Source organism: Streptomyces sp. NBC_01275, assembly GCF_026340655.1.
In the GTDB taxonomy this organism is placed as follows: Bacteria; Actinomycetota; Actinomycetes; order Streptomycetales; family Streptomycetaceae; genus Streptomyces.
In genome coordinates, this window is record NZ_JAPEOZ010000001.1 from 8531129 (window position 1) to 8547149 (window position 16021).

General features: G+C 73.7%; 16 protein-coding genes. 3 read left to right on the plus strand and 13 right to left on the minus strand.

All coding sequences use genetic code 11. The features are described 5' to 3' along the window. Positions 1 to 21: 21 nt before the first annotated feature. From OG562_RS37450 to OG562_RS37490, 9 genes are all read right to left on the minus strand, one after another. The gene (locus tag OG562_RS37450; protein WP_266406001.1) at positions 22 to 711 is read right to left on the minus strand and encodes a response regulator transcription factor; all 690 of its coding nucleotides are present in this window, start codon (positions 709 to 711) and stop codon (positions 22 to 24) included. 129 nt (positions 712 to 840) lie between these two features. After that, the gene (locus OG562_RS37455) at positions 841 to 1962 is read right to left on the minus strand and encodes an NAD(P)-dependent alcohol dehydrogenase (protein ID WP_266406003.1); all 1122 of its coding nucleotides are present in this window, start codon (positions 1960 to 1962) and stop codon (positions 841 to 843) included. 29 nt (positions 1963 to 1991) lie between these two features. After that, on the minus strand, positions 1992 to 3554 hold the full coding sequence (locus tag OG562_RS37460) for a GMC oxidoreductase (RefSeq protein ID WP_266406005.1): 1563 nt from the start codon (positions 3552 to 3554) through the stop codon (positions 1992 to 1994). After that, entirely contained in the window at positions 3551 to 4114 is a 564-nt protein-coding gene (locus OG562_RS37465; protein ID WP_266406006.1) for a VOC family protein, read from the minus strand. Before OG562_RS37465 ends, OG562_RS37460 begins: the two co-directional genes overlap by 4 nt. Then, positions 4111 to 4536 (minus strand): hypothetical protein, encoded by a 426-nt coding sequence (locus OG562_RS37470; protein ID WP_266406008.1) that lies wholly within the window; start codon positions 4534 to 4536, stop codon positions 4111 to 4113. Before OG562_RS37470 ends, OG562_RS37465 begins: the two co-directional genes overlap by 4 nt. Further along, entirely contained in the window at positions 4533 to 5294 is a 762-nt protein-coding gene (locus OG562_RS37475; protein ID WP_266406010.1) for a cupin domain-containing protein, read from the minus strand. Before OG562_RS37475 ends, OG562_RS37470 begins: the two co-directional genes overlap by 4 nt. Continuing rightward, a complete protein-coding gene (locus OG562_RS37480; protein WP_266406011.1) occupies positions 5287 to 6498 on the minus strand; it encodes a sedoheptulose 7-phosphate cyclase in 1212 nt (403 codons plus the stop codon). The genes OG562_RS37475 and OG562_RS37480 overlap by 8 nt, the downstream gene beginning before the upstream one ends. A 94-nt stretch (positions 6499 to 6592) precedes the next feature. Next, on the minus strand, positions 6593 to 7870 hold the full coding sequence (locus OG562_RS37485) for a hypothetical protein (RefSeq protein WP_266406013.1): 1278 nt from the start codon (positions 7868 to 7870) through the stop codon (positions 6593 to 6595). A gap of 404 nt (positions 7871 to 8274) precedes the next feature. Then, entirely contained in the window at positions 8275 to 9138 is an 864-nt protein-coding gene (locus OG562_RS37490) for a TetR/AcrR family transcriptional regulator (protein WP_266406014.1), read from the minus strand. Positions 9139 to 9278: 140 nt separating this feature from the next. Between OG562_RS37490 and OG562_RS37495 the strand changes: the two genes are divergently transcribed. Genes OG562_RS37495 through OG562_RS37505 form a run of 3 tightly spaced genes read left to right on the plus strand, consistent with a single transcriptional unit; the run spans position 9279 to position 12112 of the window. Then, entirely contained in the window at positions 9279 to 10133 is an 855-nt protein-coding gene (locus OG562_RS37495) for an acyl-CoA dehydrogenase family protein (protein ID WP_266406016.1), read from the plus strand. Beyond that, complete coding sequence (locus OG562_RS37500) at positions 10130 to 11302, plus strand: acyl-CoA dehydrogenase family protein (RefSeq protein WP_266406018.1); 1173 nt, start codon at positions 10130 to 10132, stop codon at positions 11300 to 11302. The genes OG562_RS37495 and OG562_RS37500 overlap by 4 nt, the downstream gene beginning before the upstream one ends. Positions 11303 to 11320: 18 nt before the next feature. After that, positions 11321 to 12112, plus strand: a complete 792-nt coding sequence (locus OG562_RS37505; protein ID WP_266406020.1) for an enoyl-CoA hydratase — start codon at positions 11321 to 11323, stop codon at positions 12110 to 12112. Positions 12113 to 12167: 55 nt separating this feature from the next. Here the strand turns inward: OG562_RS37505 and OG562_RS37510 are convergent, their stop codons facing one another. The 4 genes from OG562_RS37510 to OG562_RS37525 are packed head-to-tail and all read right to left on the minus strand — an operon-like array spanning position 12168 to position 15934. After that, positions 12168 to 13799, minus strand: coding sequence for a serine/threonine-protein kinase (locus OG562_RS37510; RefSeq protein WP_266406022.1), 1632 nt, complete (start codon positions 13797 to 13799; stop codon positions 12168 to 12170). A 55-nt stretch (positions 13800 to 13854) separates the two neighbouring features. Beyond that, the gene (locus OG562_RS37515) at positions 13855 to 14385 is read right to left on the minus strand and encodes a carboxymuconolactone decarboxylase family protein (RefSeq protein ID WP_266406024.1); all 531 of its coding nucleotides are present in this window, start codon (positions 14383 to 14385) and stop codon (positions 13855 to 13857) included. Continuing rightward, positions 14382 to 15131 (minus strand): SDR family NAD(P)-dependent oxidoreductase, encoded by a 750-nt coding sequence (locus OG562_RS37520; protein ID WP_266406025.1) that lies wholly within the window; start codon positions 15129 to 15131, stop codon positions 14382 to 14384. Before OG562_RS37520 ends, OG562_RS37515 begins: the two co-directional genes overlap by 4 nt. Continuing rightward, on the minus strand, positions 15128 to 15934 hold the full coding sequence (locus OG562_RS37525) for a TauD/TfdA family dioxygenase (RefSeq protein ID WP_266406026.1): 807 nt from the start codon (positions 15932 to 15934) through the stop codon (positions 15128 to 15130). Before OG562_RS37525 ends, OG562_RS37520 begins: the two co-directional genes overlap by 4 nt. Between the last annotated feature and the right edge of the window lie 87 nt (positions 15935 to 16021).

Consider the following 16021-nt stretch of genomic DNA (forward strand, 5'->3'; position numbering starts at 1 on the left):
GTCGTCCGTCGCACGCTGCCGTCAGTCGTCCTCGCCCAGCCCCGCGTCCCGGGCCCGGGCCACGGCCTCGGCGCGGGTGGCGACGTGCAGCTTCTCGAAGATGTGCGTGACGTGGTTGCGGACCGTCTTCTCCGACAGCACCAGCTCACGGGCGATACGACGGTTGTCCAGGCCGCGCGCGATCAGCGCCAGCACCTCGACCTCGCGGGTGGTCAGCGCCGGGAACAGCTGTTCGGCGTCGCGTCTGCGGCCTCCGGTGACCAGGTCGGTGAGGCGCGCCGCCACCCCCGCGCCGAAGACCGCGCCGCCCGCCACGACCGTCCGTACGGCGTGCAGCACCTCCTCCGCCGCCGCGCCCTTGACGATGTAGCCGCGGGCCCCCGCCTGGAGGGCGGCCAGCAGGTCGCCCTCGTCGTCGGACATGGTGAGGGTGAGCACGGGCAGCCCGGGATGCAGCTCGGCGAGGCTGCGGATGGCCTGGACGCCGGAGCCGTCGGGCAGACCCAGATCCATGATGATCACGTCGGGGAGATGCGCGGACACCGCGTCCGGCACCTCCGCGACCGTCTCCGCCTCCGCCACGACGACGACCTCGCCGAGACTCTCCAGCGCGGACTTCAACCCGCTGCGGAACAGCGGATGGTCCTCGACGACCAGGGCGCGCAGCACGGTCCGCTCGCCGCGGACCAGGGCCTCACCAAGCTCGCTCACGAGTCGAAACGGTAAGCCGCCCCCGTGACATCGGCATATTTTCCGGGCATGCGGGCGACGGCCCGGGGCGCGCACGGCGCGGCTCCGGGACCGTCCGACCGGTTTGCCGGGACGACGTCTCCCTGTCGGCTACGCCAGCATCAGCACCGGCTTGACCACGTCGCCCCGCGCCGCCGCCCCCGCGGCCTCCTCGATCCGCGCGAACGGGAACACGGAGACGATCTCGTCGAACGGGAGGCGGCCCGCCCGGTACAGCTCGACCAGGGCCGGCACGAAGACGCGCGGCACCGCCTCGCCCTGGTTGACCCCGACCACGCGCGGTCCCCGGTCCAGCATCGACGGCACGTCGAAGGCCGCCTCCGTCCCGGCGGGCGGCGCCCCGACCACCCCGCACACCCCGCTCACGGCCAGCCCGTCCACCGCCTGCCGCAGCACCCGCGGCGCCCCGCTGGTCTCCAGCGCCCGCTCGGCCCCGCGCCCACCGGTCAGTTCGCGTACGGCGTCCAGCGCGTCGTCCTCCCGAGGGTTCACGGCGTCGGTCGCGCCGAGCCGGCGGGCCAGGGCGAGCCGCTTCGGATCGGGGTCCACGGCGATCACCCGGGTCGCGGGGGTCAGCCGGGCGGCCATCACGGCGGCCAGACCCACCGAGCCGGTGCCGTACACGGCGAGGGTGTGGCCCGCCTCGGGGCGCAGCACGTTCAGCACCGCGCCCACGCCGGTCTGCACCCCGCAGCCGAGCGGTGCGAGGACCTGCGGCGGCAGACCGGCGGGCACGGGGACGACATCGCGCTCCGCGGTGAGCGCGAGCGTCGCGAACGAGGACTGTCCGAAGAAGTGCCCGTGCAGCGCGGCCCGCGCATGCCGTCCGGCGCCGCGCACCGTCGGGCTGCCGTCGAGCCGGCTGCCGCCGAACAGGTTGAGCGCGGGCCAGTGCGCGCAGCGGACCGGGCGGCCGGTCAGACAGGCCGGGCAGTCGCCGCAGGAGGCGAAGCTCAGCACGACCGTGTCGCCGGGCGCGACGGAGGTCACCGCCCCGCCCACCGCCTCGACGGTCCCCGTTCCCTCGTGCCCCAGGACGGCGGGGACGGGGAAGGGGGTGTGTCCGGCGCGGACGGAGAGGTCGGTGTGGCAGATCCCGGCCGCGCGGACGCGGACGAGGACCTCGTGCGCACGGGGCTCGTCGACGTCGATCTCCTCGAGGCCGAAGTCGTGGCCGCGGGCGCGGACCACGGCGGCGGTGGCGCGGGGCATGACGGAACTCCTTTGGCTTCAGCGAGTGTTCAGGGCAGGAGGTCGCCCTCGCGCACGGTGCGCAGGGCCTGGGCGGCGATGGTCAGCGTCGGGTTGACGGCGGCCGACGACGGAAAGAAGCCGCCGTCGACGACGTACAGGTTGCGCACCTCGTGGCTGCGGCAGTACGGGTCGAGCACCGAGCGCGCGGGGTCGGCGCCGGCGACGGTGGTCCCGCACTGGTGCCCGGTCGCCTCGACGCCGAGCCGCTGGGTGAGGACGAGCGGATGCCCGGCCCGGCGCATCATGCGGGACGCGGCCCGCACGAGCCGTCGATGGGCCCGGGTGTTGGTGGGCCGCCAGCGCACGGTGACGTCGTCGCCTCCGCTGCCGGGCAGGACGCGGTTGTCCGGGTCGGGCAGGTCCTCCGACATCACCCACCAGTCCACGCTGCGCGCGGCGAGGGCGCCCAGCAGCCGCCGGGGCAGCCGCGGCCGGGCGGCGGCGAGCGTCGCCTCGTACACCTTGCCCATCAACTGGAGGTTTCCCAGCGGGTGTTCGGTGTGCGGGCCGGGCAGATAGAAGTCGTTGACGGCGAGCGTCTTCTGGAACGTCACCGGGTTGCGGCGGCGCGGATCCACGGCCATCAGGACGCTGTTGTTGTGCATCATCAGGTTCCGGCCGACCTGTCCGCTGCCGTTGGCCAGCCCGCCCGGATGCGCGGCGCCGCCCGAACGCAGCAGCAGGACGGCCGAGTTGACGGCCCCGCAGGACAGCACGACCGTGCCGGCCCGCAGCCGCACCGTGCGCCCGCCGCGCTCCGCGTCGACCGAGGTCACCCGCCGCCCGGAGGCGTCCGTGCGCAGCCGCACCGCCCGGGTGTGGGTGAGCAGCCGGACGTTCGGGGTGCGCAGGGCGGGCCGCAGGGCACGGGTCTCGGCGTCGCTCTTCGCGCCCACCCGGCAGGGGAACGCGTCGCAGGTCCCGCACCGCAGACACGCGCCGCCCTCGGCCAGGTCGACGCCCAGCTCGACGGGGTAGGGGTGCAGACCCTGCGCCCTGAGCCGCTCGGCGAGTTCGCCGATCACCGGCTCGTGCGCGACCGGCGGCCACGGGTAGGGCCCGCTGCGCGGCGGCCCGGTCGGATCGGCGCCGGCCGCGCCGTGCACCCGGTAGAGCCGTTCGGCCTCCGCGTAGTACGGCTCCAGGTCGGCGTACCCGAACGGCCAGGCGGGCGAGGTGCCCTCCAGATGCTCGACCGCGTCGAAGTCGCCGCTGCGCAGCCGGGGCAGGGCGGCGCCGAAGACCTTCGTGGTGCCGCCCACGTAGTAGTGGGCGGAGGGGGTGAAGGGGCGGCCCTCGGCGGTGCGCCAGGGGCCCGCGTTGTGGTACCGGCCCTCGCCGAACACCGCCTGCGGCGACCAGTTGTCCTGCTCGCGGGGGAGGAACCCGCCCCGCTCCACGACCAGCACCCGGGCCCCGGTGGAGGCCAGCGCCCAGGCGGTGGTCGCGCCCCCGGCCCCCGAGCCGAGGACGAGGACGTCGGCGTCGTACACGTCGAGGTCCTGCTCGACGACGGGCGGCGAGCCGGGGCCCCAGACGCCGGCGTTCACGACGGGCCTGCCACGGGCGTGTAGAGACGGACCGGCGTCTCGTAGTGGAAGGGCAGGTGGTCGGGTACCTCGGCGAGCTCCAGGTGCAGGCCGAACGGGGTGCGGACGTAGACGAAGCGGGTGCCCGCGATGGGGCCGTCGTCCACCTTCTGCGGCTCGCCGAGCGCCACCACGCCCTCGTAGGAGGTGAGATGGCGCAGCGAGGCGTCCAGGTCGGTGGTGCCGAGGGCCAGATGGTGACCGCCCCAGTCGCTGTTGCGCGGGTAGACGCGGCGCTGGCCCGGAGCGGCGTACTCGAACAGCTCGACGTTGGTGACCGGGCCGAGCCGCAGCATGGCGATGCGCGCGACGGCGTCGGGGTGGACGCCCAGCTGGCGGGACATCCACAGCCCGCCGGGGTCGGCCACCGGGCCGGTGCGGTAGGCGAGTTCGGCGCCGAGGACGTCCGTGAAGAAGTTCACGGCCTGGTCCAGGTCGGGCACGGTGTAGGCGATGTGGTGCACGGCGGTGGCGCCGGGGACGCGCAGGGTGGGGGCGGTGGAAGGGGTGGGGCTGGTCATGTCCTGTACTCCTTAAGGGAGTTGTGAGGGTGGCGGGGGCGGTCAGGGGTCGCGGTGCTGGGGGTGCGCGGGGGCAGGGCGCGGGTGACGGCCGCCGGGCCGAGCGTCAGACACAGCAGGCGGGCGCCGCCGCGGCCGGCGGTGAGGTGGGTACGGCCGGCCTGCGGCGCCAGAACGAGGGCGCCCGCGGTGAGGGGGACCGGGCGGCCGTCGGTGCGGACCGTCCCCCGCAGCACGTACCAGGCGGCCTCGGCGCCGTCCCGGCCGGTGAGCGCCCAGCGGGTGCCGGGGGCCAGGCGCACCTCGTCGAAGGCCTCGCACTCGCTGTGCAGCATCCCGCGCCGGGCCAGACAGCGGACCGTGGCCTGGTCCCCGTCGGAGCCGAACAGCACGGACGAGACCGAGCCGGAGTGGACGATCACGACCAGCCCTCCTCCGGGAGCGGCACGTCGAGGACGGCGTGGAAGTACTCCATCCCGCCGTCCCCGGCCCACAGCCGTACGGCGCCGCCGAGCGGCAGGGTCAGGGCCGTGCCCGAGGCCAGCGGGACCTCGCGGTCGGCCGATCGAGCGGTGCCGGTGCCGCTCAGCACGAACACGGTGTGCTCGGTGCCGCGGGCGGCCAGTTCGACGCCGGCGTGCGGCGGCAGATCGCGGACGCCGACCGTGCGCAGCGGGCCGGTGAGGACCTCCGCGGCGTCCAGCGGGCCGTGGCCGCGCAGATCACGGACGACGGCGCTGCGGGGGGTGGTGGTCACGGGACTCTCTCCTTGGGATCGTGGCGACTGGTGGGGCACGGCGTAGGGGCCGGCCCCTACGCGCGTGGGCGCCGGCAGCTCGACGACGAGCCAGGACAGGGGCCGTCGGCCGGTGTTGTGCAGCGCGTGCCTGGCGCCCAGGCCGGTCAGCACGGCGTCGCCCGCGCGGACGGCGTGCGGCCGCCCGTCCAGATGGATCTCGCCGCGCCCGTGGAGCAGGAAGTACACCTCCTCGGTGCGGGAGTGCAGATGCTCCCCGCTGACCCCGCCGGCGGGCAGCCAGGCCCACTCGACGGCCTCCCAGCCGCCGTACAGGCCGGTGCGGCGGGACAGGCACGCCCAGCGGGAGAGCCCGTCGGAATCGTGTACGCCGTGCACGTCGGCGGGGTCGTGCACATCGGCGACGACGAGTGCGTCACGCATCGCTTCGCACCTCCTCGGCCCGGGCCAGCTCCTCCGCGGCCAGGGCGATCTCACGGTCGGTCAGGTCGTTGACGAACACCGCGTCGCCGATGCCCACGGGCAGGGGCAGGCGCTGCATGCCGTCGCGGTGGCGCACGGTGTCGGCGAGCGCGTCGCGCAGCAACTCCGGCTCCATCAGGGGGTGGTGGACCGGCAGTCGCAGGGCGCGCATGGCGGCGAGCACGCGCTCGCTCTGACGGTCCGTCATCAGGGCGCGGTTGCGGGCGATGACGGTGGTCAGCGCCATGTCCAGATTCACCGCCTCGCCGTGCAGCAGGGCGGGCAGGGCGCGCATCTCCAGCGTGGGGCTGAAGGAGTGGCCGTAGTCGACGACGCGCTCCAGGCGGTGCTCCCACAGATTGTCGTGGAGCTCCTCGAGCATGCCGTGGACCGCGCGGGCCAGGACGTGGTGCGCGGTGGTGCGCAGCGGCTCGTCGGCCTGGAAGCGGGCGTCGAGCAGCCGCCGTCCGCTGCCGGCCAGCAGGTCGAACAGGTCGCGGTCCTTGATCAGGGCGATCTTGAGGATCTCGGCGAGTCCGTTGCCGATGTGCCGGCGGTCGAGGGTGGCGAGGAAACCGGGGTCGAGGAGGGTCTCGACGGCCGGGTGGTAGGTGCCGAGCCGGTTCTTGCCGGCGCCGAAGTTGACGCCGGTCTTGGCGCCGACGCCTGCGTCGACCAGACCGATCAGCGTGGTCGGCACGCGGACGTACGGAGTGCTGCGGCGGTACAGGCTGCAGGCCAGCCCGACCACGTCGAGCAGCACCCCGCCGCCGACGGCGACCACCGGCTCACGACGCCGGTCCAGACCGAACCGGTCCATGGCGCCGACCACGGAGTACACCGACTCCATCGTCTTCAGCCGCTCGTGGGCGGGCAGCACGTGGATGGCGTACTCGCCGTGGCCGCCGGCCTCGCAGGAGGCGCGGATCGCGTCGCCGTAGAGCAGGTCGACCCGCTCCTCGACGACGAGCAGCCGACGGGCCGGGGCGGGGCCGTCCGCCGGGGCCCCGGCCCGGGCGAGGGCCCGGGTGCGCGGGTCCAGCACGCCGGGGGCGAAGCGGACCCGGTAGCGGACGGGCTTGGCCGTGGACACGGTCCAGCTGCGCGCGGGACCGGGGCCTTCGGTGGTGGTGAGGCCGTGCACGGTGGGGGGCGGGAAGGGCATGACGGGTTCCTTCTGTCTGGTGAGTGATGCGCGATGCGTTGTGTGTTGTGCGTGGTGTGTTGTGCGTGGTGTGTTGTGCGTGGTGCGGGTTCGGTCAGGCGACCGACGCTTGGGGGGCGGACTGGGCGGACTGGGCGGACTGGGCGGTGGTGGTCGTGGGCTCGATGGCTTCGAGCGCGGCCGTCAGGACGTCGTGGTCGACCTCGGTGAGGAGCCGGCCGCGGACGACATGGGGGCGTCCGAGGTCGCCGAGCAGCACCATGCGGGCCGGTCCGGAGTGCGGGGCGGGCACCGCGCCCTGGCTCGCGCCGCCGCGCCGCAGCACGGCGGCGACGTCGGCGGCGGTCAGCGGCGCGGGCAGCTCACGCGGGGCTCCCCAGCGCTCCAGCAGCTCGTGATGGGCGCGTTCCGCGCCCGGCGTGAGCACACCGAGCAGCACGGCGACCCGAGCGGCGACGAGCAGCCCGAGAGCGAGGGCGTCGCCGGGGTGCAGTCGGGGGGCGGGAGCGGGGCCGGGGGCCGTGGCGCGGTGCGCGAGGGCCCGGCGGCGGGCGGTCGGGGCGCCCGCGCCCGGCAGTCGCCGGGCGATGGGCAGGGGCCTGTCCGTCGTGGGGCGGGGCCCGGTCAGGGCGAGCAGCGCCGTGGCGACCGTACGGCCGTAGTGCAGGGCCTGGGCCGGTCCGCGCTCGTCCGGGTCGTACGCCGTGAGGGTGGCCCGGATGTCGGCGCTGAGGGCGATGGCGCGGGCCATCAGCCGGGGGTCGTACCCCGTCCGGTCGGGCCGGAGCAGGTCGCCGACCGAGGTGCGGAAGGCGGGGCTGACGGCCAGCACGTTGCGCACCAGCGCCGCGAGTCCCGGGCGCAGCTCGTCCGGCGGCAGGGTGCGCAGCAGGTCCAGGTGCGTCCAGACCAGCGCGGGCACGAAGCCCGGCGCGGACGGGTGCGCGGCGCTCAGCGCGGTGTCGGTCATCGCGCTCGGCGTACTGGGCGCGACGATCAGGCGGGTGCCGTGCCCGGCGCGCCGGCCGCGGGCGGCGAGGCCGGCCGCGTGCTGGATGACCCGGGTGCCGCCGAGCGCGACGACCACGGTGCCGGGTACGAGGGGCCGGTCGGCCTCGGGGTCGGGCGCGCCGGATGTCAGGGTGAGCCGGCGGACAGGGGCGAGGGTGGTCAGCAGGGCTGTCAGTCGGGCGGTGTGGGCCTCCGGCAGTCCCGTCGGGGTGACGAGCAGGAAGGCGTCCGGGGCCAGCTCCGCCGCGGCCGGCGTCAGGGTGCGCCAGCCGTCGTGGCCGCCGCGGATGAGCACGGGACGGCGGATGCCGCCGGCCACGACCGCGCGGTCGAGGGAGAGGGTGGGGTGGTGCCTGGACATCATGTGGAGCCTCGGAGGGTCGTCTCGGAATCTCGCCCTCCAAAGCTCCGCCGCCCGACGTCCCGGCCGCCTGAGGCGAGCGCCCCCTCACCGACCCGGCCCGGCCCCACGGCTCCCGCGGGACCGGGGCCCCGCGGGACGGGCACGGCGGTCGGGGTCGGCGTAAGGGGTCGTTCGGGGGCGGGGTCGGGACCGTCACCGGGACCGGGGCCGGGGCCTGGACCGGGGCCGGGCCGGGGCGGTGTCCGAGGCGTCGGCGTGTCCACGGGCACGACAAAGGCTCCCGTAGGGGATGCCTACGGGAGCCCTGATGATGTCGTCGTGGGTCGTGGGTCGTGGGTCGTGGGTCGTGGGTCGGCGGTCGGGCCGCGCGGCCGGGACTGGCCTGTGTCAGATCTGCACGGTCAGCCCTTGGCGTGCGGTGCGCCGGCCGACGCCGACTTGGCCGCGCTGCTCCTCGACGACGTCGTCCTGCGCGCGGTGGCCGCCTTCTTGGCCGGCGGCTTGGCGGGCGTCCGGGCGGGAGTCCGCTTCGCGGAGGCGGCCGAGGGCTCCGCCTCGGGGGTCTCCTCGGCCGTGCTCCCGGCCGTGTCCCGGGGCAGTCCGCCGCCGATGCCGCCGAGGCAGAACGCCCACACCTCCTCCGCCGAGATCGGCGAGGGATGCGCGCCGACCGGCGCCGAGGGAGCCCGTGCGGTGAACATCGCCGTCTGCATGATCAGGGAGGCGGTGCGGCGCGGCTTGGGCGAGACGGCCTGGCCCGCCGCCACGGCCGCCTCCACCAGCTCGGTGAAGAAGCCGAGCAGCGGCAGATGCGCGCTGGCCACCTGGTCGGGGTGGCTGACGAGCAGCTGGATGGCGAAGTCGGTGAACAGCGGGGACTGCGCGCCCGACTTGGGCTCGGAGGAGTGGTAGAGCAGTTCGACCGCGATCTTCAGCTGCTCCAGCGGGTCGCGGCCGCCCGCGGCGGCCGCGCGGATGTCGACGGCCGACCGGGACAGCGCGTCCTCGAACAGGGCGAGCAGCAGCTCGTGCTTGCCGTCGAAGTGCTGGTAGAAGCTGCGCAGCGACTGGCGGGAGCGCTCCACGACCTCCTGCACGGTGAAGTCGGTGGTGCCCTTGTCGGCGATCAGCTCCTGGGCCGCGTCCAGGAATCGCTGCACGCGTTGCTCGGCGCGGAGCTTCGCGGCGCGGGTGGATCGCTCGACGGCGCGCTGCCGCCAGGCGGGCTCGGGTGTCTCGACCGGTTCTACGGGGACGGCACTCATGAGCAGAACGGTACTCCACGCATGTGAAAAGAGAGGGCACTCCCCCTACCGAATCCCCCTCCCTCAGAAACAAGACTCTTACTTCCGACTGGCGAGAATGTTATTCTCGCCCGGCTATCGCGAGAGGGCGGAGGCCGGACGTGGAGTTCGAACTCGACGAGGAGCAGCGGCTGCTGCGGCGCACGGTGCGCGAGACGGTCGCCAAGGTGCGCGGCCGGCCCGAGCGGCAGCAGTGGGACACCTATCTGAAGCTCGGCTGGCTGGAGGCGCCCCCGCTCGAACTCGCCCTCATCCTCGAGGAGTTGGGATACGCGGCCGACCCGACCCCGTTCCTGGCGACCGCCACCTGGTTCGCCCCGCTGGCCGGCCGCCTGCCCGGCGGCAGCGGCACCGCGGTCTTCGACGGCGCAGGCCGCTACGTCCTCGACGCCGACCGCGCCGACGAGGTCGCCCTGCTCACCCCCGGCGGGGTCGCCGTCGTACGCGGCGCCGACCTGGCCGCCGAGCGGGTCCCCGTCCTCGACCCCCAGCTGCACGTGGCCCACGTCGACGCCCCCGGCGAACTCGTCGCGGGCGTGCCCGACCTGGCGCTCGTCGGACTCGCCGCCACCGCCGTGGGCGCCTGTCGCCGGATCCTCGACCTCGTGCTCGCGCATGTGAGGCAGCGGGTGCAGTTCGGCAAGCCGCTGGGCTCCTTCCAGGCCGTCAAGCACAAGGCCGCCGACATGCAGGTGGCCATCGAACGGGCCCGGGTGCTCACCCACTTCGCGGCGCTGACGATCGCCGAGGACGACTCGCGCCGCGCGGACGCCGCGCACATGGCCAAGGCCGCCGCGGGGGAGTGCCAGCGCCTGGTCTTCCGGCACGGTCTGCAGCTCTTCGGCGCGATGGGCTTCACCTGGGAGAACGAGCTGCAGTTCCACCTCAAGCGCGCCCAGGCCTGCGATCTGCTGCTCGGCGCAGCGCCCGTCCACCGGAAGGCGTTGCTCGCATGATGAAGCTCGCCGACGACCCCCAGGTCATCGCCTTTCGCGCCGAGTTCGCCGCGTTCCTCGACGCCCGGCTGCCCGCCGAGGCCGAGGCCCGCGTGCGCTCCCGCTCCAGCGCCGACGTCCCGGACTGGGCCCGCCGCTGGCAGCGCACCCTCTTCGAGCACGGCTGGCTGCTGCCCGGACAGCCGCCCGAGTACGGCGGCCGCGACGCGAGCCTGCCCCAACAGCTCGCCCATCTCGAGGAGTTGGCCCACCGCCGGATCTACCACAGCTTCAACCCGCAGGGCCTGGGCATCATCGCCGCCTCCCTCCTCACCTTCGGCAGCCAGGAGCAGAAGTCCCGCTGGGCCGTGCCGATCCTGCGCGCCGAGCTCACCGCCGCGCTCGGCATGAGCGAGCCGGAGGCGGGCTCCGACCTCGCCTCCCTGCGCACCCGCGCCGTACTGAAGGAGGACCCCGCGGGCGACTTCTTCCTCGTCGACGGCCAGAAGATCTGGACCTCCGGCGCCCATGACGCCGACGTCCTGCTCGCCTTCGTGCGCACCGACCCGGACGCCCCCAGGCACCGCGGGATCAGCGCCCTGTTGATCCCCACGGACGCCGAGGGCGTGGTCCGCCGTCCCTTCGGCTCGATCGCCGCCGAGGACGACCTCGACTTCAACGAGGTGTTCTTCACCGACGTCCGCGTGCCGCGCGAGAACCTCGTCGGCCCCCTGCACGAGGGCTGGCGGGTGGCCCACGGCTCCCTCGGCCATGAACGCACGCTGCTCTGGCTGTCGTACGCCGAACGGCTGGAGGACCTGGTGCGCGACGCGGCCGACGCGGGCGGCGACCAGGAGTGGTACGCCACGCTGCGGATGGACCTCCAGGCGCTGCGCCTGCTCGGGTACCGCCAGCTGGGCCCGGACCGGGACCCCGCCGAGATCTCCGTGCTGAAGCTGCTGGGCTCCGAGGCCGTCCAGTCCGCCGCCCTGCACGCCCTGGAGGCCCGGGGCGCCGACGCCCTGCCGCATCCGGCGCCGACCGGGCCGTACCACCACATGAACAACGAGGCGTTCGTCTCCAGCTGGTTCGAGCGGTACGCGCGCAGTTTCGCCGGCACCATCGCCGGCGGCACCAGCGAGATCCAGCGCAACATCATCGCCGAACGCCTCCTCGGCCTGCCGCGCTGACCACCCGTGAGGAGCCGCATGGACCAGATCCTGTACACAGCCGAGGACGGCATCGCGACCGTCACCCTCAACCGGCCCGAGGCCGCCAACGCCCAGACCATGGCCCTCCTCGACGACCTCGACGCGGCCTTCACCCGCGCCGCCCGCGACGAGGAGGTGCGGGTGGTCGTCCTACGGGCCAACGGCCGCCACTTCTCCGCCGGCCACGACCTCAAGGACCGCTGGCCCGGCCCCGCCGAGATCACCCTGGAGTGGATCTACGACGCCGAGACGCGCCGCTATCTGGAGTACGCGCTGAAGTGGCGCAACCTCCCCAAGCCCACCGTCGCCGCCGTCCAGGGCAAGTGCATCGCCGCCGGACTCATGCTGTGCTGGCCCTGCGACCTGATCGTCGCCGCCGAGAACGCGGAGTTCTCCGACCCGGTGGTCCACATGGGCATCGGAGGCGTCGAGTACCACGGCCACACCTGGGAGTTGGGCCCCCGCAAGGCCAAGGAGATCCTTTTCACCGGCCGGGCGCTCACCGCCCGCGAGGCCGAACACGTCGGCATGGTCAACCGGGTCGTCCCGCTCGACGAACTCGACACCGCCGTACGCGAGTTGGCCGAGCGCATCGCCCGGATGCCGCCCTTCGGACTGCGCCAGGCCAAGCGGGCCGTCAACCAGACCCTCGACGTCCAGGGCTTCTACGCCGCCCTCCAGGCCGTCTTCGACGTCCACCAGACCGGCCACGGCAACGCGCTCAGCGTGTCCGGCTACCCGATCCTGACCCAGCTGGACGAGATGAAGAAGCACGTCGAGCAGGCCTGAGAAGGGCAGCCGGACTCGCCGTCCCCGGATGTCGCCGTCCTGGCACGCCGCCCTCCTAGGACGCCCGCCAGAGCGTCATGTCCGCGGACAGGAAGCTGATTCCGGGGGTGTCCCACAGGGCGGTCGACTTCACCTGGACCACGAGCAGCGCGATGTCTCCGGCGGGGTCCTTGACGCAGATCTCGCTGCCGGCCGCCGCCGCGGCCAGGGGGAGGCTGTGTTCCTTGGAGCCGGTGAGGACGACACGGCAGGTGTCGAGGGTGGCTCCCGGCCTGTCGCTGTACACCATGCCGATCACGCTGGTGTCGCTCTCCAGCGTGCAGCCGGCCGTCTTGCAGACGAAGCGGAGGTCCCCCTTTCGGTCCTTGCGCTCGTCCGGATCGTCGATGTCCACCGAGTTCTTCTCGTCCAGCCACGTCTGGGGGTACGCCTCGGGTTGCGACGTCCCCGGCGCGGTCGAGGACGGCTGAGCCGACGTCGACGTCCGGCTGTCCGCCCCCACGTCCGTCTCGGCCCCCGCCTCCGTCCCGGCCCCCGGCGTCGCTGTGGACCCGGACCCCGACGCGGACGACGATGACGACGCCGACGACCCGGCCGCGTCCCGGTCGCCCGACCCGTCCGCCGCGTCCATGACCATCCACGTCAACCCGGCCAGCAGCAGAGCGAGCGCGGTCGCGGCCGCCGTGATCAGCGCGGCACGTCTTCGGCGCGAGCGCCGCTGCTCCGGCGCCGCCGGATGCGGTCGCGTGACCACCGGCAGCGTGTGCACCGGAGTGGGGTCGGGGACCGGAGAGGGCACCATGACCTGCGGCCCCATGACCTCCCGCCAGACGGCCGGTCCCGCCCCCGCGTCGGCGTCCCGGCCCAGCCGCTGCCGGCACCACTCGACGACCTCCGCCGGGGTGGCCCGGTCCTGGGGATCGGCGGCCAGGCACCGGGCGATCAGCGGCCGCAGCTGCGCGGGCAGCGCGGACAGGTCGGGTGCGTCGTGCACGATCCGGTACAGCACGCTGACCGCGGAGCCCTCCCCGTACAGCGGCTTGCCCAGCGCCGCGAACGCCGCCGTCTGGCCCAGCGCGAAGACGTCGGTCGCCGCCGTGACCTCACCGGCGGTCGCCTGCTCGGGCGCCATGTACTGGGGCGTGCCGACGGCGGCCCCCGTGGCGGTGTGCGAGGTGACGTCGGAGGCCAGCGAGATGCCGAAGTCGATCACCCGCGGGCCGTCGGCGGCCAGCAGCACGTTCGACGGCTTCAGGTCCCGGTGCACGATCCCGGCACCGTGGATGGCCTGGAGCGCCTCGGCCACCCCCGCCATCAGCCACAGCACCGCCGGCGTCGGCAGCGGGCCGCGCCGGTGGACGGCCTCCGCCAGGGAGGGCCCGGGCACGTACAGCGTGGCCAGCCAGGGCGGTACGCCGGCCGCGTCGGCGTCGATCAGCTCGGCGGTGTACGCGCCCCGGACCCGCCGGGCCGCCTCCACCTCCCGGCGGAACCGCCGCACGAAGTCCGGGTCGTCGGCCAGTTCCGGCCGCACCACCTTGATCGCCACCGGCCGCCCGCCCTGGGTGTGCGACAGATAGACCCGGCCCATGCCCCCCGCGCCCAGCCGGGCCGCCAGACGGTAACCGGCCACCAGAGGCGGATCGTCCGCCTGGAGTGGCTGGAACGCCTCAGTCACCTCGGTCATCGGTCTGCTTCCCCCGTTCTACTGGTCAACCGACGAGTTGACCAACGGCAGCAGCCTAAGCGAACCCCCCCTCGTCCAGACCGTCGTCGAGACCCTCGTCCAGCTCCAGTTCGAAGGTGTTGAATGCCATCGCCAGCAGTCCGTAGGCCCCGACCGTGAAGACGAGGTCCATCAGCTGGTGCTCGTCCAGCTCCTTCGCCAGTTCCTCGTACGTCGTGTCCGAGAGCGTGGAGGCGGCGTCCAGTTCGTCGACGGCACGGTTCAGCAGGGTGCCCACGCCGGCCCGGACTTCCGCCAACTCCTCTTCGGTCACTCCTGCCTGACGTCCCATCAGCACATGCTGCGCCCACTCGTAGCCGCACCGCCGCCGCCAGGCGACCCGCAGGACGACCAGCTCTCGCGTCTTCGGCGGCAGCGAACTACGCATCAGCAGGTGGGTGTTGAAGGTGAGGAACGCCTTCGCGAGCCTCGGGTGGCGCACCAGCAGCCCGAGGGCGTTGGACGGGGGCACCCGGCGTCCGCCCGTGAGCGGCTTCAGCGCCTCGGCGTCCCACTCCTCGTACGGAACGGGCGGCAGCCTGGTCATGTGTTGCGGCCCCCGTTCACGCCCAGGATCTGGCCGGTGATGTAGCCGGCCTCCTCCGACGCGAGGAAGGCGCAGGCGGCCGCGATGTCCTCGGGCAGCCCGACCCGGCGTACCGGAGTGCGGGCGATGTGGTCCTCGATGGAGCCGCCGAGCCGCTGCTCCTGTTCGGCGGTGCGCAGCATCGGGGTGTCGACGAAGCCCGGCGGGATCGCGTTGACCGTGATGCCGCGCGGGCCCAGCTCCAGCGCGAGGGACTTGGTGAGCCCGTTCACCGCGGACTTGGCGGCGACGTAGTGGGCCATGAACGGCTGGCCGGAGTGCGTGCTGGAGGAGGAGATGTTGACGATCCGGCCCCAGTGGGCCTCCCACATGTCCGGCAGGGCGGACTGCACGCAGTGGAAGACGCCGTTGAGGTTGATGTCGACGACCCGCTGCCACTCCGCGAAGGACAGCGCGCCGAAGCGCGTGAAGCCGTCCTTGCCCGCCGCGTTGACCAGTACCGACACCGGTCCGAGGCGCTCGCGCACCGCGTCCATCGCCTTGTCGACCTGCGCCCGGTCGGTGACGTCGACGGTGAGGCCGTAGCCCTCCTCGGTGGGCGCGATGTCGAGGACGGCGACCTTCAGGCCGTCCGCGGCGAGCCGTCGGGCGATGGCCCGGCCGATGCCGGAGGCGCCGCCGGTGACCACCGCGGTCCTGGCCGTCGTCGCCCCGGCTGCGGCTGTGGCTTCGGTGGCCGGGCTCATGCGAAGGCCTCGTCGCCGACGACGGTCGTGCGGTGCAGCAGTCGTTCGGAGTTCTCGTCGTAGGGCAGCGCCCGGTGCAGGATCCCGGTGTTGTCCCAGACGACCAGGTCGCCGACGGCCCAGTCGTGGGCGTAGCGGAACCGTTCGTGGGTGGTCCAGTCGAGCAGGTCGTCCAGGAGGGCGCGGCTCTCCTGGGGGTCCATGCCGACGACGTGGTCGGCGGTGGTGCCGGTGACCAGGGAGCGGCGGCCGTCGCGGCGGCGCCAGACGAGGGCCATCTCATGGCTGGGCTGGGTGCGCCAGGCGGCGAGGTCCTCCTCGGTCGGATGGGGCGTCACCAGGCGTTGCGAGGCCTCGAATCTGTGCACCACGCGCAGGTTCTCGTAGCGCTCGCGCTCCTTCTCCGGCAGGTTCTCGTAGGCGGCGTAGGTGCTGGCGAACTCGGTGCCGCCGCCGACGGTGGCCACATGCCGGGCGGTGAGCGTGGTCGCCCTGATCGGCACGTCGTCGCTGGTGCCGTCGAGGTGCCAGAAGAAGGCCCCCTTGAGGTACTTGGCGCTTCTGCTCTTGGCCGGGTCGAGGGAGATCGGGAAGATCTCCTGGCCGCGCAGCGAGACCACCTCGCCGATCCTGCGGCTGAACGCCAGCTGCTGGTCGTCGTCGAGGTGCAGCCCGCGCACGAGGAGCACTCCCCGCCACTTGAGGGCCTCGACGCACCGCTGCACGAAGGCGTCGTCGAGGGGGTCGGTCACACCGGTGAACTCCACCCCGAGCGACGGGCTCAAGGCCTTCGATTCGATCATGGAAACTCCCCTTCCATACTTGAGAACCATATTCTCATCATGGCGGGGCGCGGAAGTGGAGAGCATCAGGTTCTCTTGTCCGAATCC